Raw genomic sequence first — 16,670 nt, 5'->3', positions numbered from 1 at the left:
TTTTACGGAAATTTTTTGAATTTATCGGGAGGGGAAATAATCCCCTTTTAAAACGGGGAATTTTTTGACGAAATCCACAAAAAAGGCTACATTATCGCCAATTCATTTTTACTATAAGGGAGCAAATCAATGGAAAACGTCAACAAGTCTTTTCAGGATGTTTTGGAGTATGTGCGTATGTATCGCTTGAAAAATAAACTATTACGCGATATGGACGATAACAATCGTAAGATTCGTGATAATCAAAAACGGGTGCTGTTGCTAGAAAACTTAGATCAATATATTCGTGATGATATGTCGATTCGAGATGTACGTACTATTATTGAAAGCATGCGGGATGATTACGAAAATCGTGTTGACGACTACATTATTCGCAACGCCGAATTATCTAAACAACGCCGCGAAATCAGTAGCAAAATGAAAAATCAAATTAATCCTCCCTGTGAATTTGCTAAAAAATCGTAAACCTTACTATTTAATTCAAAGAAACGCTGACTGAGTTCAGCGTTTTTTGTTGGTTTTATCGAGAAAACAAGATAAAAAACAGACCGCACTTTAATTTCAAAAGTTAAAGTGCGGTCTTTTTTTTAGGTGTTTTTAACCCACGACAAACGGCAGATAGCCGGCGCGGATAGCGAATGGGATAGAGGTAATGACCACGCCAAGGACTAAAACAATGAGTAGCGTGGCTTTACCGCCCCACACCTTATATGGCAAATTCGGGTGAATGCGGCGCGCTTTCCATACCAGCGAAACCGGAAGAACGACGGCGTAGAACGCAAACATTTGACCGGCATAGCCTAACGCTAAAATGAAGCCTTGTGGGTAGAATAAGGCGAAGACGATTGGTGGGATGAACGTCATTAATCCCAAGGAAAAACGCCCAGCATTAATATTAAAAGAACGTTTTAATAAGTCTTCAATACATTCTAGTAAGCCAAGCCCTACACCCAAGAATGAGGTGATTAACGCCAAGGTGGAGAAAATTTTTACGGCATTTGCCATCATACTGCTTTGTGTAATGGTTAACGTGGCAGTCACTAAGCCGTTCAGCGTGGCATCTTGTTGCAAGATTTGTAGAAACTCATTTTGTGTGAGCAAACCATGGGTGGAGAGTTGCCATAAAATGTAGGCGAATAAGGTGATACCGGAACCCACTAAAATGGATATACGCAAGGCTTTGACGTTGCCGCCGAGGTATTTGTTTAAGCTTGGAATAGATCCGTGGAAACCAAACGCGGTGAAAAATACCGGGCTGGCGGAAATGATCAGCGCATTATCAATGGGCATCGCCATCAAGTTGTCGAGTTTAATTTCCGGCAACATCAAACTTAACACCATCACGAATGTGGCAATCATCACAAAGAACAACACACGGTTAATTTTATCTACGCTGTGCGTACCGATAATGATAAACGCGCCAAAGAAAAGGGTGAAAATCAATACGGCGACTTTGCCGGTGGTATCACGATTAACGATGATTGGTAGCGTATCGGTCAACAAAGAACCGCCACCGCTGATGTAGGCGGCAATGAGTGCGTACAAAAAGACAATTAATACGGCGGTGGAAACAATCCGTCCCGCGTGACCGAAATATTGCTCTGCCAGCGTGCCGATGCCGGCGTCACTTGGTGCGGTTTGGTAAAGCTCAACGAACAGCAACGCACTGAAGGTTAAAAGCGCCCAAAGCCCGAGCAGAAGAAATAAGGTAGCGCCAAAGCCAATGCCGGCGGAGGTTAACGGCATGGCTAACATGCCTGCGCCAATCATGGTACCAGCCACAAGCAGCGTACTTCCCACTGTTTTATTCATAGATGTTCCTTATTATGTATTTAAAAATTTACACTGATTGTATTGTAAATTTTACATTGTGTAAAATAAAGAATGTGATATGACTCACAAAATGTTAATTTTCTCTGAAATTTATGGGGAGGATTGAGTATATTTACCTTCTGATGATTTGTTGCTTTAAGGTGTTTTATGTTTATTTTCAAACTCTTTATACTCATACGTTAACATCACGCTACAACATCATGGCGTTTTACTATTTATATCGCTCTTTAAGGTGCGGTAAAAACACGCGAATTTTTTATTGGCTTAGATTGAATGGCAGGTTGTTTCAATATTTCCCGATTTGTTGTTATTTGCCGGTTGATTGCCGGCAATGTGCCATATAACAGATATGCGAACAACACCACAATATGTCCTTTTTCTTTTGGTTTGTTTTATGTGTTATAAGAAAACTCTTGCAGATTAGGAGTTTTGTAATAAATTGTTTACAGTTGAACTGCAAGAAAGTAGCAGTTATTTCGAAGTCAGGATGTTCATAATAGTGAGGTATTTACCTGTTTTTTGGTGCAAAGCGATGCACCGCTCAACCTCAATTCATTATTTGATACGTAAGAAGAATTAGATACCAAGAAATATTAATTTGGCTTGATAGAAAGAGGTAGCAATAATACTGTACATTGATTGCAAAATGAGTAACATAGGCTTTCGCCCTTTGGGGATGAGATTTATGAAATAGTATTTTTTGTTGTATTTTTTGCTTGTAATCCATCCGGATCGTTAGGTGTTTTCTAGTTAATATCCGATATTTTTACTTGGTTAATAGGCTTTTATATATTTTTGGGGTAAAATTCAGCATAGTTAACACTTTGATAATTTAGCGATTTTCAACTTGAGGACAAGTGTATGTTAAGCACTCTTTTAAGAACCGGCGATATTAAAGATTACACCGCGCTAGGGCAAGACGGGCAGGCCGTCTATTCCGTGGCGTCGCAACTGCGCGATACGATTCGGTTAAAGCGCGGACGCGTGTTTTCCGATTATTTGGCGATTCCGCAGCGCAATGACCAAGGCAGCAAAATCGATTGGTATGTGCCTTTCGAATCGGAACGCGCCGACGGTAAATATATGATCATTCCTTGGTCGTCCGCCACGGAACAAGAACGCCAACAAGCCTTGAGCGAATTAAAAGTGTTTGAACGCAACATGGCGGATTTAGGCTTGGAAATGAGTAAACAAGCCAACTTAAAAGGCGACCAACTGCTATTTTCCCGCTTATTATGGGCGGAACCGAACAATCCCGATTCTGCCGAAAACCTCAAAGCCTTGCGCTTTCCGAATCCCGAACACGTCTATTTGGTGAATAATCGCCCGGTCATTACCTTTTGGGGCTTTATTGAAAAGAACACTAATTTACACGGCGATCCTTTCTTAAGTTTAAAACCTGCCGCGCCGTTGGTGGCCGCCGCACCGATTCCTGAAGCCGCGCCTGCTGCACCGAAGAAAAAATTATCGTGGTTGTGGTGGTTGCTGCCGTTGTTATTGTTGCTTGCGTTGTTATTGTGTTATTGGTTAGGTTATTTTAATTCCTCTAGCAAGAAGATTGAATTAGATCCACTAGCGAAGCATGAAGTACAAAAAACAGAGAAAAAATCCACCGCACTTTCAGAAGATAAAAAACTGGAAGAGAAAAAAGCCCCGGTAGTTGATGATAAAAAAGAGCGAATTTTTAATGTCAATGGCGCATCGTATCGCTATGTAAATGGCCAATGGATTGATTCAAACGGCGCGGTGGTTTCTGATAACGGTTTGGTGAGCAAATTAGAGCAAGCCGCCGAAGTAAATGCGACCGACAACATCACGGCAACCGACAACACCGCTTTGCAAACCGACGCTAACGTGGATAATAAAACGGCGTTAACCAACCCGCAGGATCCGAATGCCTTAGGCAAAGACGAGGCAGCGAAAAACGAGATGAATCCGAATGAGCAGGCATTGCCGCCGGTCGATCCGAATTTGAACGGCAAAGACAAAAACGGCGTTGAGCCGAATCAGCCGGCCGATAAAGATAACAAAGTCAATCCGAATGATCCGAAAGCCAATGATCCAAAGGCTAACGACCCGAAAGCCAATGATCCAAAAGCGAGCGATCCGAAAGCCAATGACCCGACGGCCAATACTACCACGCAGCAAAAACTGCAAATTCCGGAAAAAAGCCTACAAGAAGGCAAAGTGGATTTCTTAAACGGCGCGTGGAATGCGGGCGGCGGTATTCAAGATAAAACCACCGGTAAACCGATGCGCTTGAGCTATAACTTTGACGACAAAGGTAAAGGTCAAGTCACGTTGCAACGTGGCGACGGCGTGAAATGTGTGGGCGATGTGAACGCTAACGTAAGCGGCGGCGGGTTAACCATCTCCAACAAAAACGTGGCGAGCTGTAGCGACGGCACCACTTATCAACTGCCGGAAATCAACTGTAAACCGAATAGCGCGTCGGCGGATTGTAACGGTTCTTACGGCGATAACCGCTTCCCGATTACCATTAAGAAATAAGTTTTAACGAGATGAAAGAGAGATAGCACATGTTTCCCGAGTTACATAATTTTGGTAAAGAACTTTCGTTAGTCATGAATAGCGGCGTGCAATTCATTGATTTTGCCTTGACGATTAATTGGAAAGACAAAGAATGGCGCGAGAAAGGCAACGGCAATTTTGTTTCTTCTGCGGTGAACGGGCCGTTACGCCGTTTAATCGCCGATAAAAACGGCGAGGGGTTTTGCGATCCGAGCCGTCCCGGCATTTTAGTGCGTACCGAGCAGGAAATCAGCGTCGAACAATCCTTTAAACTGTTTGACGGCGTGTGGTTGCCGATTCCTGTGTTAAGAACCGTGCCGCCGGATCGTTTTGACGAAGGCCCGTATAACTGGGCGCGGGTGCGAATCGTCGAATTGGCGGAAGGCGCCGATCCGGAAGGGCACACCCACCGCGTGACGTTTGCCTTTGATACCAAAATTTTCCCTAACAGCCAAGACACCGCGTATTTGGCGCCGACCAGTGAAGACGTGCGTTCCGGCGTGTTATTCGGCTTGGCGCATCAATCGGATCAAATGTCGTGGTTCTTGGATTTTAACTGGGTTAATAACTGGTTGTTGGAATTATTTAAAGAACTCGCGCCGGAGCCGAAACGCCTGAAAATTCACCCGGAAGATTTGCTACAGGAAGTGGAACGCAAAGCGCATCAAGGGCATTATTTGAATATTTTGGCGATCTTGGGCGCCGAAGTGGCGTTGCCGAGAATTAAAGTGGTTTCCAATAAAACCGATGACATCGTGAAAGCGATTCCGGTGGACATGGTGTTAGATGTGGGCAATTCACGCACGTGCGGTATTTTGATCGAAGATCACGTGCAGGAAAAAGACGGCCTGAAAAAACGTTATGAATTGGAGTTGCGCGATTTAACCAATCCGGAACGTGTTTACACTGAGCCGTTTGAAAGTCGTGTTGAATTTGCGCAGGCCTTTTTTGGCAAAGATCATTGGTCGCTACAAAGTGGACGTCGTGATGCTTTCCAATGGCCAACCATTGCACGTGTAGGTAAAGAAGCAGGGCGTTTGGCAAGTCGTCGTAACGGTAATGAAGGTTCTACCGGGTTATCAAGCCCGAAACGCTATTTGTGGGATTTGGACAAATACGAACAAATGTGGCGTTTCAATTCTGCTTATGTAAAAACTGATCACGAGCCTTACGCCACTGCCGAGCCACTTTCCGGATTAATCAACGAATACGGCGAAGCCTTACATATTTTGCGTGATGATGTTGAAGAAGAATTCGAGCGTAAAATGCCGGTGTTCCAACCGAAATATTCCCGTAGTTCTTTGATGACATTTATGTTGTCAGAGGTGCTAATGCACGCATTAATGCAAATTAACAGTCCGGCACAACGTGCTAAATTAGAGCATTCCCGTACGCCGCGCTTCTTACGTTCTATTATTCTGACCATTCCACCTGCAATGCCGAAACCTGAACGGGAAATTTTTAAAAATGCTATGTATCAAGCTATTGGCTTGGTTTGGAAGAGCTTGGGATGGGATAAATCGGACGATAACGTTGATTTCTCTACCGAAGAAGGGCGTGAAAAATACTGGCCGATGTTGCCGGAAGTGCATATCCAATGGGACGAAGCCACTTGCGGGCAAATCGTGTATTTATTTAACGAAACGCAAAACAATTACGGCGGACGCCCGGAAGAATTTTTCGCCGCCTTGGCGCGCCCCGACAAAAACGGTAAAGAAAACGCCATCACTATTGCCAGTGTCGATATTGGCGGCGGCACCACGGATTTGGTGATCAATAAATATAAAATGGATTACGGCGAAAACAGCAATACCAATAGCAGTAATGCTTATATCGAGCCGGAACAACTGTTCCGAGATGGTTTCAAGGTGGCCGGGGATGACATTTTGTTGGACATTATTCGCAATATTGTTGTTCCTGCGCTCAGTAATGGCCTAAAACAAGAGGGTTTACGCGATCCTGAACCTATTTTGGCACAATATATCGGCTCCCAAACCTTAAAAGTGCAAGATGCATTATTACGTCAACAACTGACCTTGCAAGTGTTTAGTCCGATCGGTTTGCGTATTTTAAAAGAATATGAAGAATTTGATCCGTTTAGCACAGAAAATAGCTTAGCCGGTGCAACTTTCCGTAGTCTACTGGCTCAAGTAGATGAGCCGACAGAAAGTGTGTTGAATTATATTAATACACCAATTGCCCGTGAATTAGGTAATCCAGACTTCAATATCTTAGACCTGCCGATTCATGTGGATTTAGGCGCTATTCATAAGTTATTCATTCGTGGGTATTTTGATATTTGTAAAACCTTTAATGCCTTATGTGAAATTATCAATTTATACCAATGTGACGTGTTATTGTTAACCGGCCGTCCTTCCCGTCTTCCAGGGGTGCAAAGTTTCTTTCGTAGCCGCTTGCCATTGCCTGTGGGACGAATTATGCCGTTGCATCATTATCGCACCGGTAACTGGTACCCGTTCCATAAACAAGGACGCATTGATGATCCAAAAACTACAGCGGCAGTAGGCGCTATGCTGTGTTTCTTAAGTAATAATATGCGTTTGCCGAATTTCTATTTCCGTGCGGCATCCATGCATTCTTATTCTACTATTCGCTATATCGGTTTGTTGGATAACAACAATGTGATTAAAGACAGTAACTTATATTATTCTGAAATTGATTTAGATAATGAAGATTATGATTTCCCGGATACGGAATTTGAAGTACGTGGTGCAATGCGTATCGGTTTCCGTCAGCTAAACGTAGAACGTTGGGTAGCGTCACCGATTTATTTGTTGACCATTGAAAACGATGAAATTAAGCGACGTTTAGCCATTGATGGTACGGTTTTAAAAGTGGTGCTTGGCGTGAAAAACAAGAGCAGTTTAAGCAATAGCCAAGAAAGTGCGGAGAATTTTTACATTAAATCTGTTTCCGCCTCTGATGGACGTTCCTGCCGCCGTAATGAAGATATTAAATTGACCTTAAATACAATGGTTGATGCGGGTTTAGGCGAAACTCAATATTGGTTAGATAGTGGATGTGTGAAAAGATGAGTGTAGAAAATCAATTAGCGCAAGCATGGCAAAATATTTTTGATGGTTCCCAACAAGCGATTGATTGGGTTAGTCAAGTTCGCCCGAATGTCGCCCGTTTAAATAATGAAGCCGATGGACTCATTTTGGAATTACGCCGCTTGCGTAATACCGCAAAACGTCTTGGTGCAGTGTCCGAGCGTCCGATGACAACAGGCTTTTTTGGGCTATCCCAAGCAGGTAAATCCTTTTTAATTTCAGCGTTGGCGGCTGATGCTAACGGCAATTTAGAAACGCTTTTTGATGGTCGTAAATTAGACTTTATTAAGCACGTTAACCCACCGGGTGGCGGTAAAGAAGCCACTGGTTTGGTGACCCGTTTTAGTCGTACGGCAAAAGGTGGTATTCAAGGCTATCCGCTTGAACTTCGATTGTTCCATGAAATTGAAATTGCCAAGCTGTTGGTAAATTCTTACTTTAACGATTTTGATAAGGAAAAAGTTGATTACAAACTGGATCAACAAAACGTCAATGCATTATTAAGACGTATGACGGCAAAAATGTCAGCGCAGCGTGTGGCCGGTGTAACGGAAGATGATGTGGTGGATTTGCAAGATTACGCCACGGAAAGCTTCGGAAAATCCTTAGCCATGTTGCAAGGGGGGTATTGGGCGAAGGCTACTTTAATTGCCCCTTATTTGAGCATTAATGATCGCGCCCAGTTGTTCTCTATTTTATGGGGAGAAGAAGCGGATTTAAGTGCGATTTATGTTCAATTTGCACAAACTTTGGCTGCTTTAGGCAATGCAGATCGTGTTTATGCGCCGCTAAGTGCTGTGGTAAAAGAAGTTAACGGCGAGCTATCCCAAGCGGATAGTATTATGAACGTGGATATGTTAGAGCGATTGAATACGGATAAAGACGAATTACTTGAGGTGCGCCCTTATTTTTCGGAAGACAATATTGGCGAACCGGTAAAAATTTCTCTCGCACAATTGACCGCACTTACGGCTGAACTTGTGTTTCCGCTGATGAACCCAACCCGCGTGCCGGCAGTGGAAAGTGTGGATTTATTAGACTTCCCGGGCTATCGCGGCCGTTTGGCGATTTCAAGCCTTAAAGAAATTCAGGAAGGCAATCCGGTTTCCCAGTTAATTTTGCGCGGCAAAGTGGCGTATTTGTTTGAGCGTTACACTGACAGCCAGGAAATGAATTTATTGATCGTGTGTACGCCATCCGATAAACAATCCGATGTTAACAGCGTAGGCCCTGTGCTTGAACGCTGGATTAATAAAACTCAAGGTGATACGCCGGAGGCCCGCTCACAACGGAAACCGGGTTTGTTATGGGCGATTACCATGTTTGATAAACGAATTAGCGCTGATCTGTCCAAAGATGAAAATATGTTGAAAATCAGTTGGGGGTCCGGCGGGTTGTTGAAACAAACTATTTTGGAGCGTTTTGGTAATTATCCATGGTTAAATGATTGGTCGAACGGCAGACCGTTTAACAATACCTTCTTAGTGCGTAAACCGGGCTTTAAAGTCTCTTTCCTAGATGTGGAAGACGGGCAGGAATTGCGTGTGCGTCCAAATGAAAGTGCGCAATTGGATTTGTTACGTCGCACATTTGCCGACGATCCGGATATTCAAAAACACATTGCCAATCCTCAAGAGGCTTGGGACGGCATGATGTTATTAAATGACGGCGGGATGCAACGGATCAGCGATTATTTAAAAACAGTGGCGATGCCGCAAGTGAAGCAAAAGCGTATTGCAGAACAGTTAAATCATGCGATTCAACATATCATCGAAAACCGTTTTGCCAGTTGGTATCAAAGCGATGGTGCGGAAGAAGTGCAGCGTAAACAACAGTTAGCTAAATTGGTCATTGGCGAATTACAAAAAAGCGCATTAATTGTGGGTGAGTTTTTACGTAGCCTTCAATTACCGGAAGAAACCATTCATTCTTTATATTTTGCCGACAATGACGATGATTTGTTATCGCCTTCTGCCAAAGATTCCGATGAGGCAAATAAATCCAATGCATTCGCTTCCGGTTTTGGCTTCGATGACGGCTTTGATTTGTTTGATGAGCCACAAAGTGCGGTCAAAAATCCCAACGTTTCGGAAGAGAAATTGCCGGAATCCCGTTTTGCCCAAGCGGTGTTTAAAGCGTGGATTGAACATTTACGGGGTATTTCTATGGATCCGCGCAATACACGATTTTATCCGTTCTCGGCACAATGTATTGAAGGCATTGTGGGCGAATTGATTACCGGTGCAAACCGTCTTAATTTATTAAATCGCTTAACCAAAGTGATTAATCGTAACGAAGTGGGCGCCAGTAAGCGTGATCAAATCGTGGAACGTCAAGTATTCTCCGTGACCACTGAAATTGCCGATTTCCTTGCTTGGCTTGGATTTGATCAAATGCCTGTGGCGGAGCGCCCGGCAAGTCATGTGCGTGATGGGCAGATTTTTGAAATCGCTGAAGTGGAAAAAATCAATAATTTACCAAAATTGAGTAATTACACCGGAGATTACACCAAAAATTATCTCGCTGACTGGTTTATTGCCTTTATGGAATTCGCTCAAAGTAATGCAGGGCACAGTGCCGGACGTGAAATTGACGCAGTACAAAATGCGCGTTTAGGTGAAATTTTAAATGTCTTTAGAAACTCAGCGGTGGCGGAATAAACCGAAGGATAAGTTATGTTAAGAATTGAATTGAAAGCTGTACGTCCCGGATATGCGGAATTCATCGCAGGTAACTGGAAAGGTGGCGTTGAAAATATTGAAATCAGTGTGCAAAGGAGTCAGGACTCCTACTATTTTGCCGAAGGACAGCATTGGAATATTGAACCCGTTTGGTTGAAAGTCAGTGAGCAATTAACCTTACAAGATAACGTGCTAAGCGGCATACTTGGCCCTTGGTTAATTGATGCCTTGGTACAACAAAGCAGCACCATGCAATATCGTATGATGGTACGCGATGCCAATACAAAAGATATGGGTGTGTTAAAACTTTCCAATGACGTGTTAGCGTCTTCTGCCAGCGGCAATACAGCACGTGCAGATGATGTGCGCTCTATTGATAACACCGTGAATCATGTAGATGACCAAGTTTTGGTGAATATTCCCGATCCTGAGCCTGAACCGATTATTGACGAGATCAGATTGCCGCCGGAGGAAGAAATTATTATTGAACCGGTGGTGGAAGAACTGAAGGTTGTGCCTCCGCCTCAACCGGCTCCGAAAAAGAAAAGCAAACTTGGTTTGATTATTTTATTGCTTCTTTTATTGGGCATTGCCGGTGTAGCAGCTTATTACTTCTTGAATAAAAATAAAACGGAAGAAAAAGCGCAGTCCGCCGATGAATGTAGTTTAAGTCAAAATAAAAATGATGAATTAGCCTTTATTCAAAATTGTCTAAAAACCAAACCTGACAGCCAGCGCATTTTGGCCGTGATTAATCAGGCCAAAGCAGAAAACAAATGTGCTATCGCACAGCGTTTATATGCGAATCAGGCTCAGAGCGGAAATGCCGACATTGCTTTGGCATACGCGAAAGAATATGAAGAAAATGCCAACAGCAGTTGTTTCAAAGCCGACAAAGGCACGGCCATTTATTGGTATGAAACCGCATTGGAGGCTAACCCGAATTTAGCCGAGGCCAAACAACGTTTAGCGGAATTGAAAAAATGATGAAGTCTTTTAAAGTCACCTCAATTGTTTTATTAATGGGATTTATGGCAAATGCCGCATTGGCGGATGAGCCGTTAAAACAGGAAGGTAAGAAAACACTTTATCAACGGGTGTTAAGTACGCCAAGTTGCCAATTGGTCGATAACGCGGGTGCAACGGCAGGTAAAAAACAGCCTGCTTTTTCCCGTTTTTATGTGTATCAGCGCCAAACTGCGAATGGTAAAGAATGGTTAAAAGTAGGGCCGGACAGCTTTGGTAAAACCATCGGTTGGTTAGATGCGGATTGTACAGTTGCATGGAATATGCAGATGACTTTGGCTTTTACCAACCCGATTGAACGCCAGCCTTTATTGTTCTTTAAGAGCAAGGAGGACATTGAAACCGTGGTGAATGCCGATGATGCGAAGAAAATTTTGGAGCCAATTCGTGCAGACTTAGCCAATAATAAAACACCACCACAAATTGTTGCGCAAGAGCCAAAAGAGTTTATTGATTTTCAAAAGAATTTCTATCTTCTTCCAATTCTACAAGGTGAAGAAGTCATGAACTCACAAGGTTTCTATGAACGTATTTTGGAAGTGGCGTCTGTGAGTAAAACGGCTCCGGTGATTCAACAGAAAACACAATCAAAAATAGATCCAAACGCCAATAAATCTGATCCACAAGTGTTGACCGGATTTAGTGCTGCTGTGGTGTTTGTGGTGGATGCCAGTATTTCCATGGACCCTTATATCAATCGTACCCGTGATGTAATTAAACAAGTTTCCGAACAAATTGAAAAAGAGAATTTAGGCAAACAGGTTAAATTTGGTTTGGTCGGGTTCCGTTCCAGTACCAAGGCAGTACCGGGATTGGAATACGTCTCTAAAATGTTTGTTGACCCAAGTACGGTGAAAGATACGCAAGATTTCTTGCAAAAAGCGGTTGAATTAAAACAGGCGAAAGTATCCAGTAAAGAGTTTAGCGAAGATTCATTTGCCGGTATTTCACAAGCATTAAATGAAATTAACTGGAACAATTTTGGTGGTCGCTACATTGTGTTGGTGACCGATGCGGGGGCATTAGACGGTAATAATCCATTATCCTCCACCGGAATGGATGCAAAACAATTGCGCTTAGAAGCACAACATCGTGGCGTGGCGATTTATACCTTGCACTTAAAAACTCCGGCTGGGGTAAAAAATCACGAACAGGCGAAAACCCAATACAGCGATTTATCTTTCAATAACTACTTGAACAAGCCCTTGTATTATGCGGTGAATGCCGGTGATGTGAATGAGTTTGGTGAAAAAGTCGGTGCTTTGGCTCGTGCCTTGACATCGCAAGTGAAATTGGCATACCAAGGGGAAAATGCTGCAGGTACGATCGTTGATGAGCCTAAGCAAGAAAAAGCCAAAACTGAAATTGAACAGGATGCGGAATTATTGGGCAAAGCAATGCAGTTGGCTTATTTAGGTGATAAAAATGGTGCCAAAGCCCCACCGGTATTTAAAGCCTGGATTAGCGATAAAGATTTCCTTAAACCAACCATTCCGACGGCAGAAGCCCGCGTATTGATGACTAAAGCGCAATTAAGCGATTTAAGTGATGTGGTGAAAAAAATTGCCGATGCCGCGAATGAAGGGTTAATTTCACCGGATTCGATGTTTGCCCAATTACGTTCTGTTGCCGCGGCAATGGGACAAGACCCGAATAAATTAAAACAAGAAAACTCCACCAAACTGGGCGAGTTAGGCTTGTTAGGGGAGTATTTGGATGGCATTCCGTATAAAAGCCAAGTCACCGGATTGGACGAACAAATTTGGAAAGGCATGAGTGCCTTAGAGCAAGAAAAATTTATTCGTGACTTAAACAGCAAGTTACGTCATTACCGCGTGTTTAACGAGGACCAATCCCGCTGGATTTCTTTATCGGAAGGCAGCGATCCGCGCGATTACGTTTATCCTGTACCGCTTGAGGCGTTACCATAATTTATTCATTTACATAACAGGAAAAGTGCGGTGTTATTTATTGAAGAAATGGCGATTCGGCGTGGCCAAGGTAGCCAACAATTCAATGTGTTGCTGCCTAAACTTGAATTGCAAGATGGCGAGATTTTAGCCATTCAAGGTGCCAGTGGTTGTGGCAAAAGTACCTTATTGGAAATGATCGGGTTAATTTTGCAGCCCGATCGTTTGGTTCGCTATCAATTAGGTGATGCCGGTGATGTAATGGATTTGCAACCGTTAATTTTACAAAAAAATCAGACCGCACTTTCTAAGCTACGGGCAGGAAAGTTAGGTTTCATGTTGCAAACGGGAGGCTTGTTGCCTTTTCTGTCGGTACAACAGAATATTGAATTGCCTTGTTCAATGTTAAATAGCGCCATGGATAAAGACTGGTTTTTGTATTTAACGGATGCCTTAAATATTCAATCGTTGCTTACTAAATACCCGCGTCTGCTTTCTATTGGAGAGCGGCAGCGGGTTTCTTTTATTCGTTCGGTGATTCACAAACCAAGCCTGTTATTGGCTGATGAGCCTACCGCCGCGCTTGATCCGAATAATGCACAAACCTTATTTTCATTAATGATTAAATTGGCGGAAGAGCAAAAAATTACGGCGCTTTTAGTTACCCATGATTGGGATTTGGTGGAAAATAATCATTTGCCAAGTCTGTATGCAGATTTATCCACACCGGCGCAAGCGGTGTTTTTACCGAAGGAAACGCATCATGCAGCAAGTTAATCTGTCTTATATGTTCCTAGGCAAATTAGCGTTGCGGGATTTGTATTACGATCGCAAAGTGTCTTTTTGCATCATTGCGTCTCTTATTGCGGTAATTGCGCCGTTATTGTTGCTTTTCAGCTTGAAATTCGGCGTAGTTTCCCAGTTACGCCATCAGTTAATTAATGACCCGCGCAATCTTGAAATTAAAATTATCGGCAATCTCAATTTAGATAAGAACTGGTTTGATTGGTTACAACAACAGCCGGAAACCCGTTTTGTGGCGCCGTTGACCCGTTCTTTAAATACTATTGCCGATTTGTCTGCCAATCAAAATGGTGGTAAGAAATTTGTACAGGATGTGGAAGTGATTCCGACAGCCGTTAACGATCCTTTAACGGAACAAGCACTAAGTAAACCCAATGGTGTGCTATTAAGTACCTTAACCGCAGAGAAATTAAATGTAAAACAAGGCGATAAAATCAATTTGGTGGTCACACGTTCGCAAAATAATCAGGTGGAAAAAGCCATTAGCGAATTGGTGGTGGAAGGTATTGTGCCTGAAACCCGTTTTGCCCGTTCGGGTGCCTTTGTGCAGTTGGACACCTTATTGGCAATGGAGGATTTTCGGGATGGTTACCAAACCGCTATTTTTGCCAATCAACAGGATCCTGACCGTCCGCAACAGCGGGAACACTTCGCCCGCGCCCGCATTTATGCTAATAGCTTAGATGATGTAGCGCCTTTGGCGTTAAAATTACGGCAGAAAAATATTGAAACCTCAACAGAAGCCAAAGCTATTGAAAACGTCAAAGCCATTGACGGTGTGCTCAACGTGATTTTTATGGTCATTGCAGCGACAGCGGTGTTGGGTTGTGTATTATCGCTGATAGGTGCGTTCTTAGCCAATATCGATCGTAAGCGGAAAGAAATTGCACTGCTACGTCTATTCGGTTTTCAAAGCGGCGCGGTGATGTTATATTTAATTATGCAGGCTCTGTGTTTGAGCTGTTTCGCTTTTGTATTGTCATATTTCTTGTTCTTATCGGGCAGTCAGGTATTTAATTTCGTATTAGGTCAGAATTTATCCAACGATATTTTTATCAGTAGCTTGAATTTTATTCATTTATTCATCGCTTTTGCGATCGCGTTATGCCTTGCTGCTATTGTGGCCGGAATCGGCGCGCGACAAGCGGTGAAAATTCAACCGGCAGAGAGTTTACGAGATGTCTAGAACAACCCCAAAAATGCAACAATCACGGCGTAGGACAAAAATAGCTATTTTTGTTACCGCACTTTTGACGGAATTAGTGGCGCAGTCTGCTTATGGCACTCCATGGGAAGAGAAATTCTATAATCCGAAACCTTTGGAAGGGGATGTAATTTTACCCATGCCTTGTGATGGTAATATGGTTTTTCGAATGGTAAAAACGGAAACTCATTCACCTTTGGAAGAAAAAAGCATCCTTCTGGGCAGTGACAATTCTGCCGACCAAATTGCTGAACATTCAACCCCAAATGCTATTGCCGGCAGTTTTGACGACAAGTCTCAGGGGCGATATTTTTTAATGGCTAAATATGAAGTGTCACAGTTGCAATATCAATCGGTAATGAACGAACAATGCCCATCAGTCAACATGAAAGGACGTTTACCAATAACAGAAGTAAGTTGGTTTGATGCTCTGGAATTTACCCGCAAATATAATGAATGGTTGCTAAAAAATGCGGCAGATAAATTACCAACTGAGGACGGCACAAAAGGGTTTGTTCGTTTGCCGACTAATGCCGAATGGGAGTATGCGGCGCGCGGTGGTGCTGCGGTGTCTTCCTCCGAATTTCGTGAACCGCTTTTTCCAATGAAAGATGGTGCGGAGAAATATGTGTGGAGCAACAAAAATGCGAATGGTAAGATTCAGCTTACTGGACAGTTGGAAGGCAATCCGTTAGGCCTATTTGACACTTTGGGTAATGCGGCAGAAATGATGTTTGATGCTTTCAAACTCAATCGTTTAGATCATTACCATGGGCAAAGTGGTGGTGTCACCGTACGTGGTGGCAGTTATTTAAATTCAGCAGAAAGTTTAACCAATGCTTATCGCATTGAGCGTTCTTTATATAATAACAGTAATGTGGATAAAGCCAAAGATATCGGTTTTCGTGTGGCGATGGTGGCGCCGGTACTGACCTCTGCACAACGAATTAAAGACTTGAAAGAAGAATGGGCTAAGCTAGGCCGTGATGATAACAAAGATGATAAACACGGCGCAGGTTCTAATGTGGTTGGGCAATTGGAAAAATTGGCACAAGATGTGCAAAATCAAACTATTGCCAAGGAACAGTTGGAAAAAGAACTGAAAAAATTGAATGATACTTTGCGTCAAGCCAACCAAGCTCGTGACGAACAGCGAGATTCAGCTATTCAAGCTTCATTGCGTTTGGGCGGTTTCTTGTGTAGTAATATGGTTGATTTGGATAATACCTACCAAAATGCGTTGAATTTGGTAGAAAATATTAAACAAACCTGTGATGGTGCGCCGAAAGAAGGCTTGTGTACCGAAGAGCAAATCAATAATCTCAGTGAGAAAAAATTAAAAGCAGAGAATGCGTTGAAGTTTACCTTAAAATATTACGCCGATACCTTAGTTGATAATGCAACTTTATATAATGTGGCAATGATCGAGAAACAAGTAGAGGTGACCAAACAACGTTTACAAAATCGTGAAAAAAATAATGCTGCACAGTTTATTCAATCTTATTGGGAACAATTATCCCAATATAATAAAGACGGAAAAGTTGACCGTGATACTTGGTTAAAACGCTGCCGTCAAGTAAAATGACCCACCTTACCAAAGTAAAAA

At 42.9% G+C, this 16,670-nt stretch carries 10 protein-coding genes; 9 read left to right on the top strand and 1 reads right to left on the bottom strand.

Annotation, left to right across the window (positions count from 1 at the left end):
• Positions 1-129 precede the first annotated feature (129 nt).
• Entirely contained in the window at positions 130-465 is a 336-nt protein-coding gene (locus tag HMPREF9064_RS03060; RefSeq protein WP_006718920.1) for a DUF496 family protein, read from the top strand.
• Between the two features lie 132 nt (positions 466-597).
• Here the strand turns inward: HMPREF9064_RS03060 and HMPREF9064_RS03065 are convergent, their stop codons facing one another.
• Positions 598-1,812 carry an aromatic amino acid transporter gene (locus HMPREF9064_RS03065; protein WP_006718918.1) on the bottom strand — a complete coding sequence of 405 codons (1,215 nt, stop codon included), beginning with the start codon at positions 1,810-1,812 and terminating at the stop codon, positions 598-600.
• Between the two features lie 882 nt (positions 1,813-2,694).
• Between HMPREF9064_RS03065 and HMPREF9064_RS03070 the strand changes: the two genes are divergently transcribed.
• From HMPREF9064_RS03070 to HMPREF9064_RS03105, 8 genes are read left to right on the top strand one after another with little or no spacing between them, the layout of a single operon-like run.
• Positions 2,695-4,344: an SrfA family protein gene (locus HMPREF9064_RS03070; RefSeq protein WP_006718915.1), complete on the top strand. Its 1,650-nt coding sequence runs from the start codon at positions 2,695-2,697 to the stop codon at positions 4,342-4,344.
• 29 nt (positions 4,345-4,373) lie between these two features.
• On the top strand, positions 4,374-7,421 hold the full coding sequence (locus HMPREF9064_RS03075) for a virulence factor SrfB (protein WP_006718913.1): 3,048 nt from the start codon (positions 4,374-4,376) through the stop codon (positions 7,419-7,421).
• Positions 7,418-10,099: a putative virulence factor gene (locus HMPREF9064_RS03080; protein WP_032998187.1), complete on the top strand. Its 2,682-nt coding sequence runs from the start codon at positions 7,418-7,420 to the stop codon at positions 10,097-10,099. Before HMPREF9064_RS03075 ends, HMPREF9064_RS03080 begins: the two co-directional genes overlap by 4 nt.
• Positions 10,100-10,114: 15 nt before the next feature.
• Positions 10,115-11,107 (top strand): hypothetical protein, encoded by a 993-nt coding sequence (locus HMPREF9064_RS03085; RefSeq protein ID WP_006718909.1) that lies wholly within the window; start codon positions 10,115-10,117, stop codon positions 11,105-11,107.
• Positions 11,108-11,142: 35 nt separating this feature from the next.
• Positions 11,143-13,077 (top strand): vWA domain-containing protein, encoded by a 1,935-nt coding sequence (locus HMPREF9064_RS03090; RefSeq protein WP_375712769.1) that lies wholly within the window; start codon positions 11,143-11,145, stop codon positions 13,075-13,077.
• Between the two features lie 30 nt (positions 13,078-13,107).
• Positions 13,108-13,833 (top strand): ABC transporter ATP-binding protein, encoded by a 726-nt coding sequence (locus HMPREF9064_RS03095; protein ID WP_006718907.1) that lies wholly within the window; start codon positions 13,108-13,110, stop codon positions 13,831-13,833.
• The gene (locus HMPREF9064_RS03100) at positions 13,820-15,046 is read left to right on the top strand and encodes an ABC transporter permease (RefSeq protein ID WP_006718906.1); all 1,227 of its coding nucleotides are present in this window, start codon (positions 13,820-13,822) and stop codon (positions 15,044-15,046) included. The genes HMPREF9064_RS03095 and HMPREF9064_RS03100 overlap by 14 nt, the downstream gene beginning before the upstream one ends.
• Positions 15,039-16,649 (top strand): SUMF1/EgtB/PvdO family nonheme iron enzyme, encoded by a 1,611-nt coding sequence (locus tag HMPREF9064_RS03105; RefSeq protein WP_006718905.1) that lies wholly within the window; start codon positions 15,039-15,041, stop codon positions 16,647-16,649. The genes HMPREF9064_RS03100 and HMPREF9064_RS03105 overlap by 8 nt, the downstream gene beginning before the upstream one ends.
• Positions 16,650-16,670 lie beyond the last annotated feature (21 nt).

The sequence above is a fragment of the Aggregatibacter segnis ATCC 33393 genome, assembly GCF_000185305.1.
GTDB lineage: Bacteria > Pseudomonadota > Gammaproteobacteria > Enterobacterales > Pasteurellaceae > Aggregatibacter > Aggregatibacter segnis.
The sequence above is the reverse complement of the archived record's forward strand: the minus strand, read 5'-3'. Positions and strand labels throughout refer to the sequence as shown.